Source organism: Qipengyuania flava (assembly GCF_019448255.1).
Classification (GTDB): Bacteria; Pseudomonadota; Alphaproteobacteria; order Sphingomonadales; family Sphingomonadaceae; genus Qipengyuania; species Qipengyuania flava_A.
On record NZ_CP080410.1, the window covers coordinates 2255822 to 2281496 of the forward strand.

29 protein-coding genes and 1 other RNA gene are annotated in these 25675 nt (G+C 65.7%); 18 read left to right on the top strand and 12 right to left on the bottom strand.

Annotation, left to right across the window (positions count from 1 at the left end):
• The first annotated feature begins 46 nt into the window (after positions 1–46).
• From purM to KUV82_RS11225, 3 genes are read left to right on the top strand one after another with little or no spacing between them, the layout of a single operon-like run.
• Positions 47–1156: a phosphoribosylformylglycinamidine cyclo-ligase gene (gene purM / locus KUV82_RS11215; protein ID WP_219954353.1), complete on the top strand. Its 1110-nt coding sequence runs from the start codon at positions 47–49 to the stop codon at positions 1154–1156.
• Complete coding sequence (purN, locus tag KUV82_RS11220; protein WP_219954354.1) at positions 1149–2126, top strand: phosphoribosylglycinamide formyltransferase; 978 nt, start codon at positions 1149–1151, stop codon at positions 2124–2126. Before purM ends, purN begins: the two co-directional genes overlap by 8 nt.
• 5 nt (positions 2127–2131) lie before the next feature.
• On the top strand, positions 2132–3328 hold the full coding sequence (locus KUV82_RS11225; RefSeq protein WP_219954355.1) for a sulfotransferase family protein: 1197 nt from the start codon (positions 2132–2134) through the stop codon (positions 3326–3328).
• On the opposite strand, the gene KUV82_RS11230 is transcribed toward KUV82_RS11225, so the two are convergent.
• The 6 genes from KUV82_RS11230 to KUV82_RS11255 form a co-directional block, all read right to left on the bottom strand.
• Positions 3325–3741, bottom strand: a complete 417-nt coding sequence (locus tag KUV82_RS11230) for a nuclear transport factor 2 family protein (RefSeq protein ID WP_219954356.1) — start codon at positions 3739–3741, stop codon at positions 3325–3327. The genes KUV82_RS11225 and KUV82_RS11230 overlap by 4 nt on opposite strands.
• An 84-nt stretch (positions 3742–3825) precedes the next feature.
• Positions 3826–4248, bottom strand: coding sequence for a nucleoside-diphosphate kinase (gene ndk, locus KUV82_RS11235; protein ID WP_219954357.1), 423 nt, complete (start codon positions 4246–4248; stop codon positions 3826–3828).
• Between the two features lie 81 nt (positions 4249–4329).
• On the bottom strand, positions 4330–4857 hold the full coding sequence (locus tag KUV82_RS11240) for a hypothetical protein (RefSeq protein ID WP_219954358.1): 528 nt from the start codon (positions 4855–4857) through the stop codon (positions 4330–4332).
• A gap of 34 nt (positions 4858–4891) precedes the next feature.
• A complete protein-coding gene (locus tag KUV82_RS11245) occupies positions 4892–5338 on the bottom strand; it encodes a DNA polymerase III subunit chi (protein WP_219954359.1) in 447 nt (148 codons plus the stop codon).
• 40 nt (positions 5339–5378) lie between these two features.
• Entirely contained in the window at positions 5379–5537 is a 159-nt protein-coding gene (locus KUV82_RS11250) for a DUF2256 domain-containing protein (protein WP_219956308.1), read from the bottom strand.
• A 30-nt stretch (positions 5538–5567) separates the two neighbouring features.
• Positions 5568–7028, bottom strand: coding sequence for a leucyl aminopeptidase (locus tag KUV82_RS11255; protein WP_219954360.1), 1461 nt, complete (start codon positions 7026–7028; stop codon positions 5568–5570).
• A 100-nt stretch (positions 7029–7128) separates the two neighbouring features.
• Here KUV82_RS11255 and KUV82_RS11260 point away from each other — a divergent pair, with 100 nt between their 5' ends.
• The 5 genes from KUV82_RS11260 (at position 7129) to KUV82_RS11280 (ending at position 13425) form a co-directional block, all read left to right on the top strand.
• Positions 7129–9408 carry an LPS-assembly protein LptD gene (locus KUV82_RS11260; RefSeq protein WP_219954361.1) on the top strand — a complete coding sequence of 760 codons (2280 nt, stop codon included), beginning with the start codon at positions 7129–7131 and terminating at the stop codon, positions 9406–9408.
• A gap of 131 nt (positions 9409–9539) precedes the next feature.
• The gene (locus KUV82_RS11265; RefSeq protein WP_219954362.1) at positions 9540–10892 is read left to right on the top strand and encodes a peptidylprolyl isomerase; all 1353 of its coding nucleotides are present in this window, start codon (positions 9540–9542) and stop codon (positions 10890–10892) included.
• Between the two features lie 5 nt (positions 10893–10897).
• A complete protein-coding gene (pdxA, locus tag KUV82_RS11270) occupies positions 10898–11917 on the top strand; it encodes a 4-hydroxythreonine-4-phosphate dehydrogenase PdxA (protein WP_219954363.1) in 1020 nt (339 codons plus the stop codon).
• A complete protein-coding gene (gene rsmA / locus KUV82_RS11275) occupies positions 11910–12731 on the top strand; it encodes a 16S rRNA (adenine(1518)-N(6)/adenine(1519)-N(6))-dimethyltransferase RsmA (protein WP_219954364.1) in 822 nt (273 codons plus the stop codon). Before pdxA ends, rsmA begins: the two co-directional genes overlap by 8 nt.
• 7 nt (positions 12732–12738) lie before the next feature.
• Positions 12739–13425, top strand: coding sequence for a hypothetical protein (locus tag KUV82_RS11280; protein ID WP_219954365.1), 687 nt, complete (start codon positions 12739–12741; stop codon positions 13423–13425).
• A gap of 4 nt (positions 13426–13429) precedes the next feature.
• Here KUV82_RS11280 and KUV82_RS11285 read toward each other — a convergent pair whose 3' ends face one another.
• A complete protein-coding gene (locus tag KUV82_RS11285) occupies positions 13430–15532 on the bottom strand; it encodes a malate synthase G (protein ID WP_219954366.1) in 2103 nt (700 codons plus the stop codon).
• A gap of 133 nt (positions 15533–15665) precedes the next feature.
• Here KUV82_RS11285 and KUV82_RS11290 point away from each other — a divergent pair, with 133 nt between their 5' ends.
• The 5 genes from KUV82_RS11290 to KUV82_RS11310 all read left to right on the top strand — a co-directional run bounded on the left by KUV82_RS11290 (position 15666) and on the right by KUV82_RS11310 (position 20018).
• Entirely contained in the window at positions 15666–16874 is a 1209-nt protein-coding gene (locus tag KUV82_RS11290) for a hydrolase (RefSeq protein WP_219954367.1), read from the top strand.
• A complete protein-coding gene (locus KUV82_RS11295; protein WP_219954368.1) occupies positions 16871–17887 on the top strand; it encodes an arginine N-succinyltransferase in 1017 nt (338 codons plus the stop codon). The genes KUV82_RS11290 and KUV82_RS11295 overlap by 4 nt, the downstream gene beginning before the upstream one ends.
• Complete coding sequence (locus tag KUV82_RS11300) at positions 17884–19137, top strand: N-succinylarginine dihydrolase (protein WP_219954369.1); 1254 nt, start codon at positions 17884–17886, stop codon at positions 19135–19137. Before KUV82_RS11295 ends, KUV82_RS11300 begins: the two co-directional genes overlap by 4 nt.
• 146 nt (positions 19138–19283) lie before the next feature.
• Entirely contained in the window at positions 19284–19535 is a 252-nt protein-coding gene (locus tag KUV82_RS11305) for a hypothetical protein (RefSeq protein ID WP_219954370.1), read from the top strand.
• Positions 19536–19541: 6 nt separating this feature from the next.
• Entirely contained in the window at positions 19542–20018 is a 477-nt protein-coding gene (locus KUV82_RS11310; protein WP_258319736.1) for a GNAT family N-acetyltransferase, read from the top strand.
• A gap of 3 nt (positions 20019–20021) precedes the next feature.
• On the opposite strand, the gene KUV82_RS11315 is transcribed toward KUV82_RS11310, so the two are convergent.
• From KUV82_RS11315 to mscL, 3 genes are all read right to left on the bottom strand, one after another.
• On the bottom strand, positions 20022–20501 hold the full coding sequence (locus KUV82_RS11315; RefSeq protein ID WP_219954371.1) for a DM13 domain-containing protein: 480 nt from the start codon (positions 20499–20501) through the stop codon (positions 20022–20024).
• Positions 20502–20622: 121 nt separating this feature from the next.
• Positions 20623–20967: a transfer-messenger RNA gene (ssrA, locus tag KUV82_RS11320) on the bottom strand.
• A gap of 174 nt (positions 20968–21141) precedes the next feature.
• A complete protein-coding gene (gene mscL / locus KUV82_RS11325; RefSeq protein ID WP_219954372.1) occupies positions 21142–21576 on the bottom strand; it encodes a large conductance mechanosensitive channel protein MscL in 435 nt (144 codons plus the stop codon).
• A 138-nt stretch (positions 21577–21714) separates the two neighbouring features.
• Here mscL and KUV82_RS11330 point away from each other — a divergent pair, with 138 nt between their 5' ends.
• From KUV82_RS11330 to KUV82_RS11350, 5 genes are read left to right on the top strand one after another with little or no spacing between them, the layout of a single operon-like run.
• A complete protein-coding gene (locus tag KUV82_RS11330; protein ID WP_219954373.1) occupies positions 21715–22338 on the top strand; it encodes a LemA family protein in 624 nt (207 codons plus the stop codon).
• 11 nt (positions 22339–22349) lie between these two features.
• Entirely contained in the window at positions 22350–23192 is an 843-nt protein-coding gene (locus KUV82_RS11335; protein ID WP_219954374.1) for a TPM domain-containing protein, read from the top strand.
• A complete protein-coding gene (locus KUV82_RS11340) occupies positions 23192–23866 on the top strand; it encodes a TPM domain-containing protein (RefSeq protein ID WP_219954375.1) in 675 nt (224 codons plus the stop codon). The genes KUV82_RS11335 and KUV82_RS11340 overlap by 1 nt, the downstream gene beginning before the upstream one ends.
• Positions 23867–23868: 2 nt before the next feature.
• On the top strand, positions 23869–24414 hold the full coding sequence (locus KUV82_RS11345) for an NUDIX hydrolase (protein ID WP_219954376.1): 546 nt from the start codon (positions 23869–23871) through the stop codon (positions 24412–24414).
• 3 nt (positions 24415–24417) lie between these two features.
• Positions 24418–25200, top strand: coding sequence for an SDR family oxidoreductase (locus KUV82_RS11350; RefSeq protein ID WP_219954377.1), 783 nt, complete (start codon positions 24418–24420; stop codon positions 25198–25200).
• A 129-nt stretch (positions 25201–25329) separates the two neighbouring features.
• Here the strand turns inward: KUV82_RS11350 and KUV82_RS11355 are convergent, their stop codons facing one another.
• Both KUV82_RS11355 and KUV82_RS11360 read right to left on the bottom strand, forming a co-directional pair.
• The gene (locus KUV82_RS11355) at positions 25330–25551 is read right to left on the bottom strand and encodes a PspC domain-containing protein (RefSeq protein ID WP_219954378.1); all 222 of its coding nucleotides are present in this window, start codon (positions 25549–25551) and stop codon (positions 25330–25332) included.
• Positions 25548–25664 (bottom strand): recombination protein F, encoded by a 117-nt coding sequence (locus KUV82_RS11360; RefSeq protein WP_219954379.1) that lies wholly within the window; start codon positions 25662–25664, stop codon positions 25548–25550. The genes KUV82_RS11355 and KUV82_RS11360 overlap by 4 nt, the downstream gene beginning before the upstream one ends.
• Between the last annotated feature and the right edge of the window lie 11 nt (positions 25665–25675).

Sequence of the window (25675 nt, forward strand, 5' to 3'; positions counted from 1 at the left end):
CCAAAGGCAACTGGAAATCCAAGCGCGAATGCGTAAGGCGGACAGGATGAGTGACGAACCGCGCGGCAATACGCCGTCCTACACCTACGAACAGGCCGGGGTCTCGATCGAGGCCGGCAACGCGCTGGTCAAGGCGATCGGCCCGCTGGTCAAGGCCACCATGCGCCCCGGCGCGGACGGCGAGATCGGCGGTTTCGGCGGCTTTTTCGACCCCAAGGCCGCGGGCTACAAGGATCCGCTGCTGGTGGCGGGCAACGATGGTGTCGGCACCAAGCTCAAGCTCGCGATCGACAGCGACAAGCACGACACGGTCGGCATCGACCTCGTCGCCATGTGCGTCAACGACCTGATCGTGCAGGGCGCAGAGCCGCTGTTCTTCCTCGACTACTTCGCCACCGGGAAGCTGGAGAATGGCGTGGCCGAGCGCGTCATCGCCGGCATCGCACAAGGCTGCCAGCAGGCCGGCTGCGCACTGATTGGCGGCGAAACCGCGGAGATGCCGGGCATGTACGCCGAAGGCGATTACGACCTTGCCGGTTTCTGCGTCGGCGCGGTGGAGCGCGGCGAACAGCTGACAGGCGAACGCGTGGCGCCGGGCCACATCCTGCTCGGCCTTGCCAGCTCGGGCGTCCATTCCAACGGCTATTCGCTGGTGCGCCGCCTTGCCGCGGACAAGTTCTGGAAGCTCGACCGCCCCGCGGTCTTCGACCGCGACCGGCTGCTGATCGATACGCTGATCGAACCGACCCGCATCTATGTGAAGAGCCTGCTGCCGCTGGTGCGCGACGGGCTGATCGACGCGATGGCGCATATCACCGGCGGCGGCCTGCTGGAGAACATCCCGCGCGTCCTGCCTGCAGGTGCCCACGCCCAGGTCGACGCCGATGGGTGGGAGCAGCCGGGGCTGATGGCGTTCCTGCAGGCGCAGGGGAACATCGAACCTGTTGAAATGGCGCGCACCTTCAACTGCGGCGTTGGCATGGTCCTCGCGGTCGATCCGGCAAATGCGGAGATCGTGCGCAGCCGCCTCGTAAACGCGGGCGAAACGGTGCTTGCCGTTGGCCGCATCGAGGAAGGCGACAAGGGTTGCACCGTCAGCGGCTCGGCCGGCACCTGGGCGGCGCGCGACGACTGGTCGGCCACCCATAATGCCTGAAGCGGGCCCCGACCCGGCCAAGGTCGCGGTCTTCGTGTCCGGCAAGGGCACCAATATGGCCGCCCTGCTCTACGCCAGCCGCCTGCCGGGCGCGGCCTATGAGATCGTGCTCGTCGCCGCGAACGATCCGGAGGCCGAGGCGCTTACCCTGGCCAGCGCCGAGGGCATCGAAACCTTTGCCCTCTCGCACAAAGGCATGCCCCGCGCCGACCATGATGCGGCAATGGAGCAGGCGGCAAAGCAAGCGGGTGCGCAGTACATCGTGCTCGCCGGCTACATGCGCATCCTGACCGAAGGGTTCGTGAAGCGATGGGAAGGCCGGATGCTCAACATCCACCCCTCGCTGCTGCCCAAATACCCCGGCCTCGACACCCACGCCCGCGCAATCGAGGCGGGCGACAGCCATGCCGGCACCACGGTCCACCTCGTGACCGAAGAGCTCGACGCGGGCGAACCGCTGGGGCAGGCCCGCGTTGCGATCTGGCCAGGCGACACGCCGGACAAGCTCGCCAGCCGGGTGCGCGTGGCCGAACACCAGCTCTACCCGCGCGTGCTGTCGGACTATGTCTCGCGCGGCAGCGATCCCGAATGGCTGCTCGAACGCGTGCGCGAACTGGCGCTGGCCCTGCCGCAAACGCATGAGCGCGAGAGCCACGGATCAGCCGGCTTCCGCGTGGGAACGGTCAAATCGGGCAAGTATTTCGCCTATTTTTCCGACCAGCACCACGGCACGCCGCATATCTCGCTGCTGGTGAAATGCTCGAGCATGGACGAGCTCGAAGGCCTCGTCGAAGCGCAGCCGCAGGCCTATCACAAGCCCGCCTATTACGGCGCGAGCGGATGGATCGGCGTGATCCTCAACCGTCCGGGCGTCGACTGGGACAACGTCGCGGACTGGCTCCAGCGCAGCTGGCGCGTGGTTGCTCCGAAAAGCGCCACCAAGCTGCTCGACGCGGCGGACGCGTTCTAGCGGCCATGCCGGTTCCTCCGCGCCCTCACCCCCTCGCCCGCGCCAGGACCGCCGATTGGGCGGACCGTGCGGTCCAGGCGCTGTGGGACAAGGGCGTCACGCCCAAGCCGCCGCTGGAGCCCGACTTCCTGTGGGAGGTGGGCAGCCGCGGCTTCGAGGAAGCGGACGAACGCTCGGTCCGCAGCGAGGAAGAGGTTGCCGATTTCCGCCTGCGGCTCGATCGCCTTTGCACTAGCCTGCGAGAGGATGCGGAGCTCAACGCGCTGGGGCATACCATGGCTTATGGCCAGATCACATCGGCCATCCGCAAGCGGCACGCGCTGGGCCGCGCATGGCGCGAAGAGCCGGCGCTGGCGAGCACCCCGATCGCCGATCCGATCATCGTCCTTGGCCAGATGCGCGCGGGCACCACCCGCATGCACCGCCTGCTTGCCGCGGATCCGCGCCACACCGGCACGCGCTTTTGCAACAGCCACGACCCCGTGCCTGCGCGCCCCGACCTGCGCCCCTTGAAGGCCGGCGCGGCGCTCGCCATCGCGCGGCGCATCAACCCTTGGCTCGACGCCATCCATCCCTTCGGCGCCACTCGCGTTGACGAGGAGATCGGCTGGCTGGCCGGCGCGCTTTCGCCCGCGACCTTCGAAGCGCAGTGGCGCATCGCTTCCTTCGTCGGCTGGAGCGAGGCGCATGACGCGGGCCCCGTCTACGCCGAGTTTGCCCGCATCCTGCGCACCGATGCAGCGACCATGGGCGATGCCGAAAAGCCGCGGGTCCTCAAATGCCCGCAATTCTCCGAAGACCTGCCGGCCCTGCTGGAGCAGTTCCCCAGGGCGCGGCTGGTGGTGACGCGGCGCGACAGCGCCGAGGTGCTCGACAGCTCGGTCTCGCTCGTCGCCAGCCAGATGGCCTTCCAGAGCGATGCGGGCCAGGTCGAGGGGATCGAAAGCGAATGGCGCCGCAAGCTTGCCCTTCGCGAAGAGCGCATCGCGGTGGCGCTGGCCAGGTTCGATGGCGCCGTGGTGCATGTCGATTTCGACGGGCTTGGCGCCGATTGGCGGCGCGAAATCGCCCGCACTTACGAGATGCTGTCCATCCCGCTCACCGATGCGGCGATTGCGGCGATGGAATCGGAACAGAAACGCGCCTCAGGCGGGGCGCACACGGCGCATCGCACGCAGATGGCGGGGTTCAAAGGTCGCTAGCGAACCTGTTGCTGCGCTGCGACTTGCGGGGCGGTCAGGCGGTTCACCGGGCGCGTAACCTCGACCCGGTGGACACGTTCGCCAGCAAATTCGATCCGCCAGAGCAGCGGCCCGTCGATTTCCGGCATGTGGCTTTTCATCCAGCAGCGCGCCAGCACCTCTCCGCGAGTGTAGTCGAGCGACTGCACCTCGACCTGCGGGCGGTCCGCCTGTTCGCGAAAGATCCGGTCGCCTTCGATGATGGCTTCGATGCCTTCCATCTTCCGGCCCTGCGTGTCGATGATGACCGCATCGGGTGTCAGCAGTGTGCGCATCCTGGCGTAATCCAGCGCGTTGAGCGCATCGACCATCTCGCGTACGGCCGCGATCCGCGCCTTGCGAAGGTTTCGATTCTGGAACAGCGCACGCAGCATAATGGGGGCGACCCTACTCTGGATCACCCCCACTACAAATAGACATTTGTTAAACCACCGGAAACTTCCGGTGATTGCAGCGGATTAGCCGACGATTTCGTCTTCGTTGAAGAAGAAGTCGATTTCGATCTTGGCGTTTTCGTCGCTGTCCGAACCGTGGACCGAGTTCGCTTCGATCGATTCGGCGTAGGTCTTGCGGATGGTGCCTTCGGCGGCGTCGGCCGGGTTGGTGGCGCCCATCACGTCGCGGTTGCGCTTCACGGCGTCTTCGCCTTCGAGCACCTGGACGACGACCGGGCCCGAGATCATGAAGTCGACCAGTTCACCGAAGAAGGGGCGTTCCTTGTGGACCGCGTAGAAGCCTTCGGCCTGTTCGCGGGTCATGTGGATGCGCTTCGAGGCGACGACGCGCAGGCCGGCTTCTTCCAGCATCTTGGTGACGCCGCCGGTCAGGTTGCGGCGGGTGGCGTCGGGCTTGATGATCGAAAAGGTGCGGGTAACCGCCATGGTGAATTCCTTGCGTATGTAAGCGGGGGAGATAGGGTTTTCGCGCGCGCCTCTAGCGCCGTGCGCCCCCGCGGGCAAGATTCATTCGAGACCCGAGCCCACCGATAGCTGGGCCGAGGTCGTGTCCTCCTCACGCGTTGCGGTGAAGGAGAAGCTGGCCCCGCCCGCCTGCTCGCCGCCGATCATGGTCGTCGGCCCGCTCTGGATCGACATGGCGATATCGATGCCCGCCTCTTCCGCCTGCTTGCGATAGAAGGCGACCATCTCTTCCGGCGTGTCTTCGCTTTCGAGGTTGAGCAGCACCAGCAGGCCATCCGCCTGCTCGACGCGCGTGTTGTTCACCACCGTTGCGCCCGGATAGACCGTGAAGCCTGTGGGAAGTTCGACCGGTACGCTTTCGCCCGACCGCATGGTCGTGGTTGTGCCGTCTTCGTCGGTATAGCGCGCGCTGGTTTCGCCGGTTGCGGTATCGATATCGTAGGAGCCGCGCGTTTCTTCGGCCTCGTCCGCGGCGCGTTCCGCTTCGCTTGCATCGCCCCCGCACGCAGCCAGGACCAGCGCGGTCGAAGCAATGAAGGAAAAGCGAGCGAGACGGGCCGTGTGTTTCATAAGCCCTTGATACACAAAAGGGCGCGAAACGCCATCAGGCCCCTTCGCGCCAGGCGCCATTCTCGTCCTGCTTGTTGATCCGGTTGTCGACTGCGTCGTCCTTGGCAAAACGGCGCCACAGCTCCACCGCGCCTTCGCGCTGGGCGGCGTCGAACAGCAGCAGCACGCGCTCGAAGCCCATCGCTTCCTCGCGCCACTGGCCATCGGCGATCAGCGCCATGCGCGCCTCGTTGGGAGCCGCACAGCTATCGGAAATGAGGATCGGCTGGCGCGCTTCATGCGGGCCGCCTGACAGGCCATTGGCGAGGAAGGCGCCCCCGCCCTGCTCCCACAAGACCTTGGACAGATGCTCGCGCTGCGCCTCGTCGCCGCTCACCACGACCAGCCGCTGGCCCGCCTGCAGCACCTTGCGCGCAAGCTTGGCCGTGGTCACATCCACCGGGTCCCGGCTCAGCTGGTAGAAGTCGACCCTGACTGTCATTTTTGGTGTCCTACCGCTTCGCTACTTGAGGACAGCATACTCACCCTACCGCTTCGCTACTTGAGGACGGCTTGTTCCGCCGGCATCGTTCGGAGCAGTACTTAACCTGCTCCCAATCGCGCTCCCACTTCTTGCGCCAGGTGAACTCAAGGCCGCAGGCAAGGCACGTCTTGGTGGGCAAATCGCCCTTGCGACGCATCTTGCCCGTGCCCTTGGCCACGGCGCGCGATCAGCTCTCGATCGTGTTGCGCACGAGCGTGTCGACAAGCCGCACGCCGTAACCGGTTGCGCCCTTGCCCCAGGTGCGGCCGGGCTTGTCCGACCAGACCATGCCGGCAACGTCGACATGCGCCCAGGGGGTGCCGTCGGCGATGAAGCGCTTGAGGAACTGGGCTGCTGTGATCGAACCGGCCGCGCGGCCGCCGATGTTCTTCATGTCCGCGATCGGCGAGTTGATCAGCTTGTCGTACGCCGGACCGATCGGCATGCGCCAGTTGCGGTCACCGGTTTCCTCGCCCGCTTCGTGGAGCTGCTTTGCAAGATCGTCGTCGTTCGAGAATACGCCGGCAAACTCATGGCCGAGCGCAATGATCATCGCACCGGTCAGCGTGGCGAAATCGACGATGCGCGCGGGCTGAAATTCTTCCTGCGTCCAGTGCAGCGCATCGGCCAGAACCAGGCGGCCTTCAGCGTCGGTGTTGAGCACTTCGATCGTCTGGCCGCTCATCGAGGTGACGACGTCGCCCGGGCGCTGCGCCTTGCCGTCGGGCATGTTTTCCACGAGGCCCATGACGCCGACGATGTTCGCCTTTGCCTGGCGCGACACCAGCGTGAGCATGGCGCCTGCAACCGCGCCGGCGCCGCCCATGTCCCACTTCATGTCTTCCATGCCCGGTCCCGGCTTGATCGAGATACCGCCGGTGTCGAAGGTCACGCCCTTGCCGACGAACGCGGTCGGCGCTTCGCCCGGCGTGCCGCCGTTCCAGCGGATGGCGAGCATGCGCGATTCGCGCTCCGAGCCGAGGCCGACGCCGAGAAGCGAGCCCATGCCCATCTCTTCCATCTGCTTTTCATCGAGCACGATGATTTCCGCATCGGTCCCGGCAAAGCGTTCCTGGCAGCGCTCAACGAAGCTTTCCGGGTAGAGGATGTTGGCCGGCTCGGTGATCAGCTCGCGAGTGAACTCAACGCCCTTGGCGACATGCGCCATGTCTTCCCACGCCGCTTCGGTGCCGTCAGGCGCGCCGATGACGGTGGCGCTTGCGAGCGTGACCTTCTGCTCGTCCTTCATCGTCGTGCGATAGATGTCGTAGCGCCAGTTGCGCAGGCGCAGGCCAAGGAGGACGCAGGCCGCTTCCTCGGCGGTCAGGCCGCCACTCGAAAGGTCGAGCGCCATCGTCTCTTCGCCGCTCGACTGGTATTTCGCCGCCAGCGCCGCACCGGCTTTCTCGCAATTGGCGAGCCGCGCTTCGTCGTTCTTGTCGCCAACGCCCGCGATGGCGAGGCGCAGCACTTCGCCGTCGCGCTCGGCAAAACCTTCGAAGACCTGGCCCGCGGTGCCCTTGAAGCGCGCGGCTTCCATGCCCTTCACCATCGCTGCGTCGAGCCCATCAGGAACCTTGCCCTTGTCGGTAACTTGGGCAAGAAGGCGCGCGCTCTGCGGACGGGACTGGCTGAACTGAATTTCCATGGGATCTCCCAAACACTTTTCTGGTCAGGACGACACGTCGGCCGCGCGCCCCGCGAGGATGGCGATTGCGATTAGGCGTGGCCGGTGCGATAGGCAAGACATGCTCCCGCCTGCCGAGACAGCCCTGCGACCCGTGGCCTATGCTGCGGTAACCCTTGCGCTGCTGGGGGCCGCTCCGCTGGCGGCACAGGAGGCTGACACAAGCCCCGAAACGGCGGCCGAGACGCCCCCTCAAACGGACATCACCCCGGCGCCGGACGGTCTTTCCGCGCCGCGTGGCCGTCAGATCGATTTCGAGGCGGACGTCCTCGAGTACAGCGCCGACAGCGATATCGTCACTGCCAGCGGCAACGTCGTGCTGCGCAGCGGCGACCGCTCGGTACGCGCCGATTCGGTAAGCTGGAGCGAACGCACCGGGGTCATCGTGGCGACCGGCCGGGTGCGCTTTGTCGACGAGAACGGCAACCAGCTCTTTTCCGAACGGGTCGAGCTGACCGACCAGTTCGAAGCCGGCGCGATGGACGACCTGCTGCTGGCGCTGCGCCAGGGCGGCCGCCTAGCCGCCAATCGCGGCATGCGCGAAACCGACGGCACGGTGGAACTTGAAGAAGCGGTCTACAGCGGCTGTTCCGTCACCTCGCCCGACGGCTGCCCGAAGGATCCCAGCTGGCGGATCGTCGCCGAGCGCGTGACCTACGATCCCGAGGACCAGCGCATCCGCTTCCGGGGAGCCTTCCTCGAGATTTTCGGGGCCAAGCTCCTGCCGCTCCCCGGCCTGTCGGTCCGCACCGATGGCGGCGCCGTCTCGGGCCTGCTCGTGCCGGATCTGCGCATTTCGCAAAACAACGGCGTCGAGGTGTCGGGCAGCTATTACATCCGGTTTGCCGACAACCGCGATCTTGAGCTGACCACGCACCTCTTTACCGAGGCAGCGCCGATGGTTTCGGGCCAGTGGCGCCACCTGACCGAACGGGGCGCCTACCAGATTACCGGTTACGCCACCCATTCGCAGCGCATTTCGACGCTGACCGGCGTGCCGAACAGCGAAGACCAGTTCCGCGGCTACATCTTTGCCAACGGCAAGTTCCAGCTGACCCCGGACTGGAGCTTTTCCGGCTCGATCCGGCGCACGACCGACCGCACCTTCCTGCGCCGCTACGACATCAGCCGCGACGATCGCCTGCGCTCCACGCTGGAGCTGGAGCGCATTGGCGAGAACACCTACTTCTCGGTCGCCGGCTGGGCCACGCAGACGCTGCGTCTGAACCAGCCGCAGGGCGAGGTCCCGATTGCCCTGCCCGTGCTCGACGCGCGCTGGCGGCCCGACACGCCGATCCTCGGCGGCAAGGTGGAATTGCAGGCCAACACGCTCGCCATCGCGCGCGACATCGGGCAGGACACCCAGCGCGCCTTTGCCCGCGCGCAGTGGGACCTGCGGCGGGTCACCGCCCTGGGCCAGGTCGTCACGGTCACCGGCATGGTCCGCGGCGATATCTACCATTCGGACGAGAACGCGCTCACCACCACGGCCAGCTATCGCGGCAATCCGGGGTGGGAGTACCGCGGCGTGGCGCTGGGCGCGGTCGACGTGCAGTGGCCCTTCGTGGGCGAAGCCTTCGGCGGCACGCAGGTTTTCACCCCCCGGGTCCAGTTCGTCGCCACCCCGCCGATCAAGAACCTCGCCATTCCCAACGAGGACGCGCGCGCGATCGATCTGGAGGATTCCAACCTCTTCGCGCTCAACCGTTTCCCCGGCTACGACCGGGTGGAGGACGGCGCGCGGGTGACCTATGGCTTCGACTGGTCGCTGCGCATTCCCGACTGGGAGATCAAGACCACTGTGGGCCAGTCCTACCGGCTCGACAGCGATCCCGACATCTTTCCCGACGGCACCGGCCTGTCGGAAAAGTTCTCCGATTTCGTCGGCCGCACCGAAGTGCGCTACCAGAACTTCCTCAAGTTCACGCACCGCTTCCGGCTCGACAAGGACAACCTCGCGATCCGCCGCAACGAGATCGATGCGACTGTCGGTTCGAGCAAGACCTATGCGGAAATCGGCTACGTCCGCCTCAACCGCGACATCACGCAGGTGGAAGACCTGCAGGACCGCGAGGAATTGCGCGGCGCGGTGCGCGTGGCCTTTGCCGACTACTGGTCCATCTTCGGTTCGGGCGTCTTCAATCTCACCGACCGCAACGAAGACCCTACCTTCACCTCCGACGGCTTCGACCCGATCCGCACGCGCCTCGGTATCGCCTACCAGGACGATTGCCTCGAACTGGGTCTCACCTGGCGGCGCGATTATATCACCTCGGGCGATGCAGAACGCGGCGATACCTTCCAGGTCTATTTCAGCTTGAGAAATCTGGGATTCCGCTAGGCCGCGCTTATTGGCACCATCGCCCAAACGCGCTATCCGGCGCGCATCTATCAGCTTGGGTTAAGCCGCGGGCGTGCAAAGCGCTGCGGAACAATCGGGCACCCATGCGTGCCGCAAGACAGGTTTGACACGTGACTGCGAAGACTTTTTCGAAACTGCTTTCCCTTGCCGCTGCCGCCGGCCTTGCCGCTGCGCCGATCGCTGGCCAGGCCCAGCAGGCCATTCCGCCTGCGCAAGGCAACCTTCTCGGCCTGCCGAGCGATCTCAGCATGCTGCAGAACACCGATCCCAACCGCCGCGTGGCAACGGCGGTGGTGAACGGCTTCGTCATCACCCAGACCGATATCGACCAGCGTGTCGCGCTGCTCGTTGCCGCCAACCAGCGCGAACTGCCCGAAGCGGAAATGATCCGCGTGCGCATGCAGGTGCTGCGCAACCTCATCGACGAAACGCTGCAGATCCAGGCCGCCGAAGCCCAGGAGATGGCCGTCGACCCGACCGAGGTCGAGCAGACCTACGCCCGTGTGGCCGCGGAAAACTTCCAGCAGGAACCGGCCGCCATGGACCGGTACCTTGAAAGCATCGGTTCCTCGCCCGCAGCGCTCAAGCGCCAGATCACCGGCGAACTCGCCTGGAGCCGCCTGCTGCGCCGCAATGTCTCGCCCTTCGTCAACGTCTCGGCCGACGAAGTGAACGAGCTGATCGAGCGCCTCGAAGCCTCGCGCGGGACCGAAGAATACCGCCTCGGCGAAATCTACCTGTCGGCGACGCCCGAAACGGCCGCGGCGGTTGAGAACAACGCCAACCAGATCGTCGAACAGCTCCGCCAGGGCGGCAGCTTTGTCGCCTACGCACGCCAGTTCTCCGAAGCATCGACCGCCGCTGTCGGCGGCGACCTTGGCTGGATCCAGCTTGCCCAGCTCAAGAACGCACAGCTCGAAGCCGTCGCGCGCGAGATGACGCCCGGCCAGCTGGTCGGCCCGGTGGCGATCCCCGGCGGCTATTCGATCCTCTACCTGATCGACAAGCGCCAGGTGCTGATGGCCGATCCGCGTGACGCGATGCTGAGCCTGAAGCAGATCCAGATCTCCTTCGACCCCAGCATCAGCCAGGAACAGGCGCAGGCCCAGACCAGCGCCTTCACGCAGGGCGTCCAGGCCATGCGCGGCTGCGGCGATGCCGATGGTGCAGCCGCAGCGCTCGGCGCAACCGTGGTGACCAATGACCAGATCCGCGTCCGCTCGCTTCCCGAACCGTTGCAGAATATCATCCTGCAGCTCCAGGTCGGCCAGTCTACCCCGCCCTTCGGCTCGTTCGAAGAAGGTGTGCGTGTGCTGATGCTGTGCGGCCGCGACGACCCGCAGGTCGCCTCGGGCCCGAGCTTCGACCAGCTGCGCAACCAGCTGGAAGACGAGCGCGTCGAGAAGCGCGCCCAGCGTTACCTGCGCGACCTGCGCAACGACGCCTACATCGAGTACAACTGACACCGATGAGCGCGCCGCTCGCCGTTTCGCCCATTGCCGTTTCCTTGGGCGATCCGGCGGGGATCGGGCCTGAAATCATTGCCGAAAGCTGGGTGCGACGCCGCGAAGCCAGCCTCGCACCCTTTTTCGTGGTTGGCGGAGCGGGCGTTCTGGAGGCTGCGGCGCGGACACGCGGGCTTGATCTCAAGGTAGAGCGCATCGCGGAGCCTGCCGAGGCTACTGGCGTGTTTGGCCATGCGCTTCCCGTGCTGGGAGCCGAGGATGATGAGCCTGTTGCCGGCTCACCCACCGACACCGGCGCTGCGCTGGCGCTCCATTCGCTGGCCGAGGCGACCCGCTGCGCGCTGCTCGAGAGCGCGAGCGCAGTGGTCACCGCCCCCATCGCCAAGAGCCAGCTGGCGCGCGTTGGCTTCGAATATCCGGGGCAGACCGAATTTCTCGCTGATGTCTGCGGGCTGGAGCAGGAAGACGCGGTGATGATGCTGGCCGGCCCTTCGCTGCGCGCAGTACCGCTCACCGTCCATTGCGCGCTCTCCGAGGTACCCGGTCGCCTTTCCGAAGCACTGATTACCCACCGCGCCCGGATTGTCGCTGCCGCGCTCCGCCGCGATTTCGGCCTCGAAACCCCGCGCATTGCGGTCTGCGGCCTCAACCCGCATGCAGGCGAAGACGGGCGCTTCGGCGACGAGGAAGCGCGCATCATCACTCCCGCAATCGAGACGCTGGTGTCGGAAGGCTTCTCCGTGACCGGCCCGCACCCCGCCGACGCACTGTTCACACCGCGCGCGCGGGCGACCTATGACGCGGCGCTCGCCATGTATCACGACCAGGCGCTGGTGCCCCTCAAAGCGCTCGATTTCGACGAGGGGGTCAATGTCACGCTAGGCCTGCCTATCGTGCGCACCAGCCCCGACCATGGCACTGCCTTCGATATTGCCGGCAAAAACCTCGCCGATCCGGGCGCGATGATCGCGGCGCTCAGGATGGCCGGCGAGATGGCCGAGCGGCGAGCGGCGCATGGCTGACCTTCCTCCCCTTCGCGAAGTCATCGCGCGCCACGGCCTCAGCGCATCGAAGGCACTGGGGCAGAACTTCCTGTTCGACGAGCAATTGCTCGACCGTATCGCTGCCCTGCCCGGCGACCTTGCGGGCAAGCCGGTGCTCGAAGTCGGTCCCGGCCCCGGCGGCCTCACCCGCGCCCTGCTGCGCGCCGGAGCAAAGGTCACCGCGATCGAGATGGACCGCCGCTGCCTGCCCGCGCTTGCGGAACTGGGCGAGGCGTTCCCCGGCCAGCTACACGTGATCGAGGGCGATGCCTTAAAGCTCGATCATGCCGAAATCATGGGCGGCGAACCCTTCGCCGTGCTCTCAAACCTGCCTTACAACGTCGGCACCGCGCTGTTCGTGCGCTGGCTCGGCGGGGAGGAGTGGCCGCCGCTCTGGACGAGCTTGACGCTGATGTTCCAGCAGGAGGTGGCGCAGCGGATTGCCGCAAAGCCCGACACCTCGGCCTATGGCCGCCTCGCCGTGCTGGCCCAGTGGCGCGCGAGCGCGAAAATGGCGATGAAGGTCCACCGCAGCGCCTTCACCCCGCCGCCCAAGGTCATGAGCGCCATCGTCCATGTCGAACCCGGCGCGATGCCCGAAGGCGTCAGCGCCCGCCTGCTCGAACGCCTGACCGAGGCAGCCTTCGGCCAGCGCCGCAAGATGCTGCGCCAGAGCCTCAAGGGTGTGCCGGGTGCGGTCGAGGCGCTGGAAACCGTCGGCATCGACCCGCAGCGCCGCGCCGAAACGGTGACGGTGGACGAATTCGTTGCCCTCGCGCGGGCGCTGGGTTGATCTGGTCATGGTCGACTACGCCCGCCTGATCGACGCCATGGCACCGGTAAAGGGCGGGCTCCTCGGCCTGTCACGCAAGGGGCTGGAGCTTTCCGGCCACCGTTTCGAGAAGACCGTATTCGACAGCGTGCAGGACCCGGCACCGCAAGGGCAGAGCTATGCCCTGCGCGATGTGGTCTTCGAGCGCTGCGAGGTGGAAACCGGGCCGTTCTGGCTGTCGCAAGGCTGGGTGCTGGAGAACGTCACCATCGCGAAACTCAAGGCCTGGCGGATCATGTTCGACGCGCGCACCGCGCTGCGCGGGGTCACGCTGACCTCGCTTGCCCGTGCGGGGCGGCTCGAAATCCTGCCCGGGATCGACACCGAAGCCCGCGAAAGCCGGCAGTTCGACACCGAAGGCTTCGCGCTCGATATATCGGGCTACAAGGGCGACCTGCGCATCATGGGCGTGAACGCCGAGGGCATCACGATCGACCCCGAGCGCCAGTACCGCCTGCGCCTGCCGCGCGCCGATTTCTCGCCGCGAAACGTCGAAGGGCTCGACCCCCATTCGCTGATGGGGATCGCCTTGTCGCAGATGGCCAGCATGCGCGTGCGCGACGCGGTCTACGCGCTACCCCTGCCCAAGGACGAGTACCGCGAGCAGGAGTTGGAATCGCTCGCGATACTCACCCGGGCGGGGATCGCTTTCTAGATCCTCAGGCGGCTTTCTTGCGCAGGCGCCAGGCGTGCAGCAGCGGTTCGGTGTAACCGCTGGGCTGTTCCACGCCCTTGAAGATCAGGTCCTTCGCAGCGCTGAAAGCGGCGCCGTCCTGGTTCTCCAACAGCGGTTCGTAGAACGGGTCGCCCGCGTTCTGCTCGTCCACCTTTGCGGCCATACGGCGCAAGCTCTCCATCACCTGGTCTTCGCTGATCACCCCGTGCAGCAGCCAATTGGCGATGTGCTGGCTGGAGATGCGCAGCGTGGCGCGGTCTTCCATCAGGCCCACATCGTTGATGTCCGGCACCTTCGAACAGCCGACGCCCTGGTCGATCCAGCGCACAACGTAGCCCAGCAGGCCCTGGCAATTGTTGTCCAGCTCCTCGCGGATCTCGTCCTCCGACCAGTTCACTCCGTCGGCGAGAGGGATGTGCAGCAGCTCGTCGAGACCGGCAGCTTCCGGCAGGTCCTTCTGCACCTCGAACACGTCTTCGCGGTGGTAGTGGATCGCGTGGAGCGTGGCGGCGGTCGGGCTCGGCACCCAGGCGGTGTTGGCGCCGGCGCGCAGGTGACCGATCTTCTCGATCATCATCTGGCCCATGAGGTCGGGCGCGGCCCACATGCCCTTGCCGATCTGCGCGCGGCCCGAAAGGCCGTGCTTGAGACCGATGCCGACATTGCGCGCTTCATAGGCGAGCAGCCAGTCCGAGCCCTTCATGGCGCCCTTGCGCATCATCGGGCCGGCCCGCATCGATGTGTGGATTTCATCGCCCGTGCGATCGAGGAAGCCGGTGTTGATGAAGACGATCCGGTCCTTCACTGCATGGATGCAGGCAGCAAGGTTGGCCGAGGTTCGGCGTTCCTCGTCCATCACGCCGACCTTGATCGTGTGGCGCGGCAGGCCGAGCAGGTCTTCCACCGCATCGAACAGGTCGTTGGTGAAGGCGCATTCCTCCGGCCCGTGCATCTTGGGCTTCACGATGTAGATGCTGCCTTCGCGGCTGTTGCCGTACTGGCCGAGCCCCGCGACATCCTGCGCGCTGATCGCGGAGGTGACCACGGCGTCGAGAATGCCCTCGGGGATCTCCTTGCCGTCCCAGCGCATCGCCGGATTGGTCATCAGGTGGCCGACGTTGCGCACGAACATCAGGCTGCGGCCCGGCAGCGTGTGTTCCTTGCCGTCGGCATCGGTGAAGCTCTTGTCGCCGGCCAGCTTGCGGGTGAGCGTCTTGCCGCCCTTCTCGAAGCACTCTTCGAGGTCACCGCGGATCACGCCCAGCCAGTTGGTGTAGGCGAGCAGCTTGTCCTCGGCGTCCACCGCCGCGACCGAATCCTCGCAGTCGGCAATGGTGGTCAGCGCCGATTCGAGGATGATGTCGGCAATGTTCGCCGGGTCGGTCTTGCCCACGGGGTGCTCCGCATCGAAGACCACCTCGATGTGGAGGCCGTTGTGCGTGAAGAAGCACGAACCCTCGTTCCAGCCCACGCATTGCGCCGGATCGGCGAGCGGGATGCCGTTTTCCTTCACGTTCGTGAGGTCGGCCCATGTCTTGCCATCGGCCAGCGGCACGGCCTCGTCCATGAAGCGCTTGGCCTCGGCCACGACCGCCGCGCCGCGCTCCTCGTCATAGCCGCCGGGGCGTGCGGCCGGCGCGTCGAGCGCGTCGGTGCCGTAGAAGGCGTCGTAGAGGCTGCCCCAGCGCGCGTTGGCGGCGTTCAGCAGGAAGCGCGCGTTGAGGATCGGCACCACCAGCTGCGGGCCCGCCATGGTGGCGATCTCCGGATCGACATTCTCGGTGCCGATGGTGAAATCGCCCGGCTCGGGGACAAGGTAGCCGATTTCGCGCAGGAAGGCTTGGTATTCGCCCTGGTCGATTGCCTGCCCGGCGCGCTCGGTGTGCCAGGCATCGATCGTGGCCTGCAACTCCTCGCGCTTTTCCAGAAGCGCCGCGTTGCGCGGTGCAAACTCGCCCAGCAGCTTGGCAAAGCCCGCCCAGAAGGCATCGACGTCGCGGCCAAGCGGCGCGAGCACCCTGGTATCGATGAAGTCGGCAAGCGTTGCGTCGGTTTCGATGCCGGCGCGCGTCACAGTATTGGTCATGGAACTCCTCGGGCAGATGCAAGTCGTGGCAATGTCGAACCCGGGGAGGAGTGGCACGGTCTATGCCGCCAGTGGTTGATCAATGCAAGACGCAGGCTGGACACGAAGCCTGCCACGACTAAGGACGTTGCACATGAAACCGGATACCGCCCCGCAGGCCCTTCTCGACGCCATCGACGCCGACGCGATGCTGGCCGAAGTGCAGGACTGGGCGGCGATCAACACCGGCACCGCCAACATCGATGGCCTCAAGCGCATGGCGGGCGTTCTCGCCGATGCCTTCAGCGCGCTGCCGGGCGAGGTCGAGCTGGTCGACCCGGCCGAAGTCACCGCGATTTCGAGCGAGGGCCGCGAGTTCGAAAAGCCCCACGGCCAGCACATGGTGCTGCGCGTGCGGCCCGAGGCGGAGCGGCGGTTCGTGCTGACCGGCCACATGGACACGGTCTTCCCCGTCGACCACCCGTTCCAGGAAACGGTCTGGCTGGACGACGAGACCATCAACGGTCCCGGCACCGCCGACATGAAAGGCGGGCTCGACGTGATCCTGCACGCGCTCAAGACCTTCGAGGCGATCGAAGGTTCGAACCGCGTCGGCTACGACGTCATGATCAATTCCGACGAGGAAACCGGCAGCCTTGCCAGCCGCGGCCTCATCGAGGAACTGGCGCGCGGGAAATACGCCGCGCTGACCTACGAACCCAGCGCCCTGCCCGATGGCACGCTCGCCCATGCGCGCGGCGGCACGGGAAATTACTCGATCACCTTCACTGGCAAGTCCGCCCACGCGGGCCGCAACCCGCACGATGGACGCAACGCCATCGTTGCCGCCTCCGACCTCGTGCTGCGGATCAAGGCGCTCGAGGCCGAGGACATCACGGTCAACCCGGCCAAGATCGAAGGCGGCAGCGCGAACAACGTGGTGCCCGACCTTGCCGTGCTGCGCTTCAACATCCGCCCTAAATCGACCGAGGCGATGCACCGCTTCGACAGCGATCTCAACGCTTTGCTGCGCACAATCGAGGCAGAACACGAAGTCGGCGTGCACCGCCACGGCGGCGTGACCCGCCCGCCCAAGCCGGTCGATGAAAAGGCCCAGCGCTTGTTCAACCTCGTCAAGGAATGCGGCGCAGCATTGGGTCAGCCGATCGGCTGGAAATCGACCGGCGGCGTGTGCGACGGCAACAATATCGCCGCGACCGGCGTGCCCGTGGTCGACACCATGGGCGTGCGCGGAGGGGCAATTCACAGCCCCGATGAATTCATGATCGTGCCGTCCCTGCGCGAACGCGCGGCGCTCTCGGCGCTGGTCCTCACCAAGCTTTCCAACGGAGACCCTTTGTGACCTTCCGTCTGCGCGCTGCGCATATTTCCGATCTTGAACACCTTTACGAGATGGCCAAGCTGACCGGTGGCGGTTTCACCAACCTGCCCGCCGACCGCGCTGCGCTGACCAAGAAGCTGGAGCGTGCGGACGAAGCCTTTTCGCGCACCGACGATACGTTGGGCGACGACATTTTCACGCTGGTTCTCGAGAACACCGAGACCGGCCAGGTTCGCGGCACCTGCCAGCTGTTCAGCCAGGTCGGCCAGCAGTGGCCGTTCTATTCCTACCGGCTCACCACGCTGACCCAGCACAGCCAGGAGCTCGACCGCACGGTGCGCGCAGAGCTGCTGAGCCTCGTGACCGATCTCGAAGGCTCGTCGGAGGTCGGCGGGCTGTTCCTGCATCCGGGCGAGCGCGCCGGCGGGCTGGGTCTGCTGCTGGCGCGCAGCCGCTACCTGTTCATCGCGATGCACCGCCACCGCTTTGCCGACCGAATATTGGCCGAGCTGCGCGGCGTGATCGACGACCGCGGCGGATCGCCCTTCTGGGACGGGGTCGCCGGCCGGTTCTTCGGCATGACCTTCCAGGACGCGGACTATTTCAACGCCATCAATGGCAACCAGTTCATCGCCGACCTGATGCCCAAGCACCCGGTCTATGTCGCCATGCTGGACGACGAAGCCAAGAAGGTGATCGGCGTACCCCACCCCACCGGCCGCGCCGCCATGCGCATGCTGGAAAACGAAGGCTTCGCGGCAGAAGGCTATGTCGACATTTTCGATGGCGGCCCGACCATGACCGCACGCACCGACAATGTGAAAAGCATTGCCGCCTCGACCCCGGGACGGGTGTCGGCCACCGATCTCGATATCGGAGAGCGCGCTCTGGTCGCCACGGGCACGCTCGGAAGTTTCCGCAGCGCCTACGGCATGCGCGAGATGGGAGAAGACGGCACGATCGCGATCGATGGGGTCTGTGCAGAAGCGCTTGGCGTGGGCGTCGGCGACGAAGTGTGGAGCGTGGCGCGATGAGCAAGCTGGTCGAGATCAATTTCGACGGGATCGTCGGTCCTTCGCACAATTACGCGGGCCTAAGCCTCGGCAATATCGCCAGCGCGAGCCACAAGGGCGATGCCTCCTTTCCGCGCGCCGCGGCGCTGCAGGGCATCGCGAAGATGCGCGGCAATATGGAGCGCGGGCTGGCGCAGGGTTTCCTGCTCCCGCTTCCCCGCCCCAACGGTTCCCTGCTGCACGATCTTGCAGTGGGCCCCGATACCGACCGCGCGTTGCTGGCCGCGGCGTGGTCGGCCAGCTCGATGTGGACCGCCAACGCCGCCACGGTCAGCCCCGCCCCTGACACGGCCGACGGGCGCTGCCACCTGACGCCCGCCAACCTCGTCACCATGCTCCACCGCGGGCAGGAATGGCGTGATACGCAGGCGCAGCTCAAGATCGCCTTCGGGGACGAGCGCCACTTCGCCGTCCACGACGCGGTCCCGCCGAGTTTCGGCGACGAAGGCGCAGCCAACCACATGCGCTTTTGCGAGGGCCACGGATCGGCCGGCGTCGAGGTCTTCGTCTACGGCCGGCCCGGCGGGCAGTTTCCCGCTCGACAACACGAGCAGGCCAGCCGCGCCGTTGCCCGCCTTCACGGTCTCGATCCCGACCGCTGCGTGTTCATCGAGCAGAACCCGGCGGCAATCGAGGCCGGCGCCTTCCATAACGACGTGGTCGCCGTGGCGAACGAGACCGTGCTGTTCACGCACGAACGCGCCTTTGCGGACCAGAAAGACGCCTACGAAGCCATCCGCGCGGCCTTCCCGTCGCTGCATGTGGTCGAGGTGCCTGAAAGCGCCGTGACCCTCGAAGAGGCGATCAAGACCTACCTTTTCAACGCCCAGCTCCTCACCCTGCCCACCGGCGAAATGGCGCTGGTGGTTCCGGGCGAATGCCAGGAAAGCGCGAGCGTGTGGGCCTGGTGCGAACACATGCTCGCCACCAACGGCCCGATCCGCCAGGTCATTCCCGTGGATGTGCGCCAGTCGATGGCGAACGGCGGCGGCCCGGCCTGCCTGCGCCTGCGGGTGGTGGCGGACCCTGCGACGGTCGATGCGCGCTTCCTCCTCGACGAAGCCAAGGCGCAGCGAATCGAATCGGTCATCGCCGAGATGTGGCCCGAGCGGATCGAGCCTGCCGATATCGGCACCGACGGCTTGGCGGTGAGGGTCATCGAAGCGCGCGAAGCGCTGCTTTCCGTCCTATCCTTGGACGAACTCGCCTGATCTCCCCAGCCCAAGGTTAACGTGCTGGACCGCCGTGTCGGGCGCTCTTACACTGGCCTCGTCATTAACCATCGAAACTCGCAGGTTTCCGTCACTGGCACGGGAATTGCAGTTTCACCGGTTAACTATTGGAGGCCAAGGCAAACGTGCTCGGCAAGGTAAAACGGCTGTTCGTGATCAAGACGCGCTTCGAGGCGTATCTGATCATCTTCGCCCTTGCCTTGGGTGCGATGACGCGCGGCGCCCACTACACTCTCGAGTTTCCGGGGCTTGGCGGATACCTGCTGTTCGCGGCAACGGCCGGCGCGGTCTTCCTTGGCGGGGCGAAGATCCTCGACGCGCTGCGCTACGAGCGCGAGGCGAAGGCCGCTGCCGAAGGCGATTCGGTCGCCGAGTAAGACGGCTTGGCCGTTTCCTCGCCTTCATCGCCAATCCTGCGCCCGCTGGAGTTGCGCGACCTCGCCGAAGCAACCGAGCTGTGCCTGCGTTCGAAAGCCTATTGGGGCTATGACGCCGAGTTCATGGCGCGCTGCGAGGCAGAGCTTTCCCTGACTCCCGACGATGCCGGCAAGGGGAGTGCCATGGTCGCCGATCGCGGCGCACTCGTCGGCGTTGTGCAGGTCGAGCGGGACACGGGCCGCTCCTGTTCTCTCGAAAAGCTCTTCGTCGATCCGGACAGCATGGGGACCGGCCTTGGCCGGCACTTGTTCGCCTGGGCCGTCTCGAGGGCGCGCGCCCTCGGCGCTCGGGAAATGGTGGTCGAGGCGGATCCCGGGGCCGTGCCCTTCTACCTCAGGATGGGCTGCAAGGAGGCGGGCAGCGTTCCGTCCGGATCGATCCCGGGCCGGTCGCTGCCACGCCTCGTCTATTCGCTTGGCTAGCGCCTAGCCCGCGGTCCGGTACTGTCCGGCGGTGATGAACTCGCCGAAGGTTTCGCACCACACGACAACGGTGGTGAATTCCTCGATATCGACACCGGCCGGCACGTCGAGCGCGAAGCCGTCGTAGCTTTTCACATCGCCGATGCGCACCGCCTCGTCGCGGATCGCCTCGAACTCGGCTTCGTCCTCGACGAAGCTGCGCGTGAGATAGACCTTGTAATCCGGGCCCGGCGCCAGCTCGCCGATGTGGGAGATGGTCTCGGGACTGACGCTGATCGTCCCTTCGCCCCAGTGCAGGCCGTCGCTGCCGCGCAAGTCGCGGGTCAGCTCGGCGCTGTAGGAGGCGCTTTCGGCGGCCTGTTCGAGTACGGCGGCTTCCGGCGCGTCTTCGGCGGTCAGGATAGGCAGGAAGTAGACGCCAAGGCCAAAGCCGAGGCCAAGCGCAGCGATATGGGTCGCGGCGAGGATCAGGATGCGTTTCACGGGGTGTCTCCCTCAAAGCGTATAGCGTTTGGCCCGGCATTCGCCTGCAAGGTCCATACGGTTACAGCATAGGGGGGGAGAGAAGGTGGGGGTTTCTGTTGCTAGCTACCCCCGGAGCCCCGGAATCCGCTTCTGTTGCCCGGTGGGTCCAACCGCGCTTTAGCTTTGTAAGATCAGGCCGTTAGGCCGTCAGATTACGCAGCGAGAGCGAGTGCTTCATTGTCATTGGCACTTGTGTGTTTTGAACAGTTTTACGGGGTACTCAGCCCGGGCGAAAACACTGTCTTTCAGCACACGTCGATCCTAGTTCGGCCCCGTCAAAAACCGCGCAAATTCCGCGGGTTATGGTGGAGCCGCCGGGTACTGCCCCCGGGTCCGTTGTACCTATTACACAGCGCAGTTTATCGCCATATCCCGCAAAAACGGGCAGGCCCCATATAGAGCCTGCCCGATTAATGTGAAGTGAGCGTGAGTTTTGTTTGGTGCGGCCGGGACATCCGTCCCGACCTTGCGGCGGCACCGGCCCACTCCCCCGCCCGGCCGCCCATAGAATACCGTGCCGTGGGTGGCCGGGCGGGGGAGCGGGACGGAACAGCCGCAAGGAAAGCGCGAATGCGCTTTCCGTACGCAACCAAGCCCTTTACTTCTTCAGCGCGTCGCGGATCTCGGTCAGCAGCTCGACTTCCGTCGGACCGACCGGTGCCGGTGCTGCTTCTTCCTCTGTCTTCACTTCTTCCATCACCTTCTTGGCGTAGCGCACCAGCAGGAAGATGATGAAGGCGAGGATCAGGAAGTTGATGATGGCCGTGATGAAGCTGCCGTAGCCGATCATGGCAGCGCCCGCTTCCTTGAGCGCGGCGTAATCGTCCATCGCGCCCTCATAGCCTTCAGGCACGCTCAGCAGCACGAAATAGCGGCTGAAGTCCGCGCCGCCGAAAATCGCGCCGACCACCGGCATGATAATCTCGTCGGTGAGCGACTTGACGATGGTGGCAAAGGCGCCGCCGATAATCACGGCGACAGCCAGTTCCATCACGTTGCCCTTGGCGATGAATTCCTTGAAATCTTTCAGCACGCGAAACCCCCTGTTTACCATTGTGTGCGGCGCATCTCCTGCCATGGCCGCATTCCCGTCACAAGCGCGTGTTAATCTTGAACCACGCGCAAGGTGTGCTATCTAAGCAAGACACGCTCCCCAACTGAAGGACATTCCATGACCCGTCTGGCTGCATTTCGCACCTCCATCGTCGCCGCTGCAGCGCTCATGCTGTCGGCTTGCGGCATCAACTCGGTGCCCGCGGCGGAAGAAACGGCCAAGGCCAAGTGGGCCGATGTGGAAGCCGCCTTCCAGGAACGCGCCAACCTCGTCCCCAATCTCGAACAGATCGTGATGAGCTCGGCCGAACAGGAGCGCGAAACGCTCGAATCTGTGATCCAGGCGCGCGCTTCGGCGACCCGCCCCGAGATCCAGCTCGATGGCGACGACCTGGGCGATGCCGACAAGATGGCGCAGTACCAGCAGGCCCAGAACACCTTTGGCGGCGCGCTGTCGCGCCTGATGGCCAATGTCGAAGCCTATCCCGAGCTGCGCAGCCAGGAAAACTTCGGCCGTTTCATGACCCAGATCGAAGGGCAGGAGAACCGCATCCGCGTCGCCATTCGCGACTACAACGAAGCGGTGCGCCAGTATAACACCACGATCCGCACCTTCCCCGATACGATCGGCGCGAACATCATCCACGGCGCGGAACCGATGGTGCCCTACGAAGCCGTCACCCAGGGCGCGGAAGTCGCCCCGACGCTGGACATGCGCTCGGATAGCGACGCCGCGAACTGAGCGGCGCCATAATGCGCGCACTTGCCCGAATACTCCTGCCGCTGGCGGCGGGGCTTGGCCTCCTCGGAGGCCTTGCCCTGCCCGCCGCCGCGCAGGACTTCCCCGAGCGCGGCACCGCGCCGGTCGTCGATGCAGCCAACATCATCGACGATGCGACCGAGGCGGCGCTGACCGCCAAGCTCGACGCTTTTGAAGAAGCGAACCAGCGCCAGTTCGTGATCGCCACCGTGCCCGATTTGCAGGGCTACGACATCGCGGATTACGGCTACCGGCTGGGCCGCGAATGGGCGCTGGGCGATGCGGAGCGCAACGACGGGATCATCCTCCTTGTCGCCCCGAACGAAAGGCTCATGCGGATCGAAGTCGGCTATGGCCTCGAAGCCGTGATCCCCGACGGGCTCGCCTTCGAGTATGTCGAAGGGATGAAGCCCTTTTTCCGCAACGGCGATTTTTCGGGCGGGATTTCCTGGGGCGCCGACCAGATCATCACCCAGCTCGAACTGCCTCCCGAAGAGGCCGCGCGTGTGGCGCAGGAACGCAGCCAGGCGCGCGAGAGCGAAGGGGGCTTCCCCATCGGGGGGCTGATCTGGCTCGCCTTCATTTTCTTCTTTTTCATCCTGCCGATGATGCGCGGCGGGAAGCGCCGGCGCTTCCGCGGCAGCCGGGCCGGCCAGGCCGTGGGCGACATCATCCTGTGGGAAGTGGGCTCCGCCATCGTGCGCGGCGCGCTCTCCGATGGTGACGACTGGGGCGGAGGTGGCGGCTGGGGCGGCGGAGGCGGCTTCGGCGGCGGTGGCGGCTTCTCCGGCGGAGGCGGCAGTTTCGGGGGCGGCGGCGCCTCCGGGGGGTGGTAATGGGATATCTATCGCAAGCCGATCACACGATTGTGTCCGACGCTGTCGCCAAGGCGGAACTCACCACCAGCGGCGAGATCGTCACCGTGCTGGCCGACCGCAGCGATGGCTATTCCGACATCGTGCTGGTCTGGGCCATCGCGCTCGGTTTTTCGGCGATGAGCCTCTTTGCGGTCCTTCCCCAGCCCTTCATGGACCTGTGGGATCGCCTGATTGGCGGCTGGGCGCACGAATGGAGCACGGGCGAACTCGCCAGCATGACCATTGCGCTCGGCCTCATCGCCTTTACCGCGGGCTGGCTGCTGATCAGCTGGGATCCTGTGCGCTTTGCCCTTACCCCGGGCCCGGTGAAAACCTCGCGTGTACACTCCCGCGCCATCAAGCATTTCAAGGTCGGCGCGGAACGCCGCACGCACGGCCGCACCGGCGTGCTGCTCTACCTCTCGATGCGCGAACATCGCGCCGAAATCGTCGCAGACCAGCCGATTGCCGAAATCGTCCCGGCCGAAGTCTGGGGAGAGGCGATGGCCGACATGCTGGCCGAGATCAAACAGGGCCGCATTGCCGAAGGGCTGGCGGCCGGCGTGCGCGATGTGGGCGCGGTCCTTTCCGAGCATTTCCCGCGCGGCGAGGACGACGAAAACGAACTTCCCGACCGCCTGATCGAAGTCTGAGAATGGGCGTTCCCGACCACGACGCAGACGAGCAGATCGTCTGGCAGGGCAAGTATATCACCACCAAGAAGCGCGGCCGGTGGGAGTATGTCGGCCGCCCGCGCAACATCCGTGCGGCCGTCATCCTGGCGGTCGATGATGAGGATCACGTTCTTCTCGTAGAGCAATACCGCGTGCCCCTGGGCCAGCCTTGTATCGAGCTACCCGCAGGGCTGATCGGCGACGAGGACGACTTCGAGGGCGAGGACCCGCTCGCCGCGGCCGGACGCGAACTGGAAGAGGAAACCGGCTACCGCGCCGCCGTGCTCGAGGACATGGGCACCTTCTGGTCCTCGCCCGGGATGGTCAGCGAAAGCTTCACCCTGGTTCGCGCGCGCGATCTCACCCGCGTCGGCGACGGCGGCGGCGTGGCGGGCGAGAACATCACCGTGCACCGCGTCCCCCTGGCCGACATCGCGAGCTTTATTGCCGACAAGCGCGCAGACGGTTGCGGGATCGACGTGCGCATGCTCTTGCTGCTGGGACAGGGATTACTGGCAGGAGAGTGAGTTATGGCAGGTAGGTGCGCAGGCAAGCTGGCACTGGTGACGGGCGCAGCGCAGGGACTGGGGCGGGCGCATTCGATGCGGCTCGCCGAAGAAGGCGCGCGGGTGCTGTGCACTGACATCAACGGCGATGGGGCTGCCGAAACCGCTGCGCTGATCAACGCCGAACTGGGTGACGGCACGGCCGCATCGATCCAGCACGACGTCACCGATCCTCAGGCCTGGGAAGCCGCCGTCGACGCGGCGCGCGAGCAGATCGGCGGGCTCAACGTCCTCGTCAACAACGCCGGCATTGGCGTTGGCGGCAATATCGAGACCTGCGATTTCGACGACTGGAAGCGCTGCTTTGCGGTCAATGTCGATTCGATCTTCCACGGCTGCCAGAAGGCGCTGCCGCTGATGCGCGAACACGCGCCGGGTTCGATCGTGAACATCTCCAGCATCGCCGGCCTGATCGCCAGCGACACCATGCCCGCCTACAACGCCTCCAAGGCGAGCGTGTGGATGCTGTCGAAATCGATCGCCCTGCACTGCGCGAAGAACAACATGCAGATCCGCTGCAATTCGGTTCACCCGACCTTCGTCGACACGCCCATCCTCGACGGGACGGCGAAGAACCACAATCTCGACAAGGGTGTGCTGATGGACAAGCTGGCGCGGCAGATCCCCTTGAAGTTCGTGGGCGAACCCAACGATATCGCCAACGCAGTGGTCTATCTCGCAAGCGACGAAAGCCGCTTCATGACCGGTGCGGAGCTCAAGCTCGATGGCGGCATTTCGGCGATGTAACTCGCCTGGCCCAGATGCAAGTCTAGGCCGGAATCACTAGAGGGGCCCGATGGCCCCTCCCGGTTTTCTCAGTTCTGGTGGGCACGGCCGCCCGAATGAAAACCGGGTCGGTCTGGCGTTCGGCCGTGCTCAGTCGGCAATCAGGGCGATTGCCAGGTAGATCAGGATGAAGCTGCCGAAACCGAGCAGCGCTCCTGCGACGAAGCCCAGGCGGACCCAGGTGGCGTCGATGCCGAAGTAACGGGCGATGCCGGAGCAGACACCCATCAGCTTGCCGTTGCTGCGGTCGAGCGCGAAGCTCTTGGCGGGGCGAACGGCGTGGTCGTTTTCACGGAACTTCAGGTCGTTCATGCGATCAGTCCATTGGGCGAGGCCGGGATGATGGCCGTGGCGAAGAAAGCGGCCGAGAGGGCCAGCGAGAAGGCAGCGGCGAAAAGCTTGCTGCTGTTGTCCGAGCTAAACATAGTTCCTTTCC

Excerpts from the sequence above, each read along its gene's own strand:
- KUV82_RS11345 (WP_219954376.1), top strand. The coding sequence starts at position 23,869 with ATGGGCGTTCCCGACCACGACGCAGACGAGCAGATCGTCTGGCAGGGC.
- KUV82_RS11260 (WP_219954361.1), top strand. The coding sequence starts at position 7,129 with ATGCTCCCGCCTGCCGAGACAGCCCTGCGACCCGTGGCCTATGCTGCG.
- KUV82_RS11335 (WP_219954374.1), top strand. The coding sequence starts at position 22,350 with ATGCGCGCACTTGCCCGAATACTCCTGCCGCTGGCGGCGGGGCTTGGC.
- purM (WP_219954353.1), top strand. The coding sequence starts at position 47 with ATGAGTGACGAACCGCGCGGCAATACGCCGTCCTACACCTACGAACAG.
- KUV82_RS11350 (WP_219954377.1), top strand. The coding sequence starts at position 24,418 with ATGGCAGGTAGGTGCGCAGGCAAGCTGGCACTGGTGACGGGCGCAGCG.
- KUV82_RS11250 (WP_219956308.1), bottom strand. The coding sequence starts at position 5,537 with ATGCGTCGCAAGGGCGATTTGCCCACCAAGACGTGCCTTGCCTGCGGC.
- KUV82_RS11285 (WP_219954366.1), bottom strand. The coding sequence starts at position 15,532 with ATGACCAATACTGTGACGCGCGCCGGCATCGAAACCGACGCAACGCTT.
- rsmA (WP_219954364.1), top strand. The coding sequence starts at position 11,910 with ATGGCTGACCTTCCTCCCCTTCGCGAAGTCATCGCGCGCCACGGCCTC.
- ndk (WP_219954357.1), bottom strand. The coding sequence starts at position 4,248 with ATGGCGGTTACCCGCACCTTTTCGATCATCAAGCCCGACGCCACCCGC.
- purN (WP_219954354.1), top strand. The coding sequence starts at position 1,149 with ATGCCTGAAGCGGGCCCCGACCCGGCCAAGGTCGCGGTCTTCGTGTCC.
- KUV82_RS11300 (WP_219954369.1), top strand. The coding sequence starts at position 17,884 with ATGAGCAAGCTGGTCGAGATCAATTTCGACGGGATCGTCGGTCCTTCG.
- pdxA (WP_219954363.1), top strand. The coding sequence starts at position 10,898 with ATGAGCGCGCCGCTCGCCGTTTCGCCCATTGCCGTTTCCTTGGGCGAT.
- KUV82_RS11230 (WP_219954356.1), bottom strand. The coding sequence starts at position 3,741 with ATGCTGCGTGCGCTGTTCCAGAATCGAAACCTTCGCAAGGCGCGGATC.
- KUV82_RS11240 (WP_219954358.1), bottom strand. The coding sequence starts at position 4,857 with ATGAAACACACGGCCCGTCTCGCTCGCTTTTCCTTCATTGCTTCGACC.
- KUV82_RS11255 (WP_219954360.1), bottom strand. The coding sequence starts at position 7,028 with ATGGAAATTCAGTTCAGCCAGTCCCGTCCGCAGAGCGCGCGCCTTCTT.
- KUV82_RS11245 (WP_219954359.1), bottom strand. The coding sequence starts at position 5,338 with ATGACAGTCAGGGTCGACTTCTACCAGCTGAGCCGGGACCCGGTGGAT.
- KUV82_RS11225 (WP_219954355.1), top strand. The coding sequence starts at position 2,132 with ATGCCGGTTCCTCCGCGCCCTCACCCCCTCGCCCGCGCCAGGACCGCC.
- KUV82_RS11355 (WP_219954378.1), bottom strand. The coding sequence starts at position 25,551 with ATGAACGACCTGAAGTTCCGTGAAAACGACCACGCCGTTCGCCCCGCC.
- KUV82_RS11280 (WP_219954365.1), top strand. The coding sequence starts at position 12,739 with ATGGTCGACTACGCCCGCCTGATCGACGCCATGGCACCGGTAAAGGGC.
- KUV82_RS11290 (WP_219954367.1), top strand. The coding sequence starts at position 15,666 with ATGAAACCGGATACCGCCCCGCAGGCCCTTCTCGACGCCATCGACGCC.
- KUV82_RS11360 (WP_219954379.1), bottom strand. The coding sequence starts at position 25,664 with ATGTTTAGCTCGGACAACAGCAGCAAGCTTTTCGCCGCTGCCTTCTCG.
- KUV82_RS11340 (WP_219954375.1), top strand. The coding sequence starts at position 23,192 with ATGGGATATCTATCGCAAGCCGATCACACGATTGTGTCCGACGCTGTC.
- KUV82_RS11330 (WP_219954373.1), top strand. The coding sequence starts at position 21,715 with ATGACCCGTCTGGCTGCATTTCGCACCTCCATCGTCGCCGCTGCAGCG.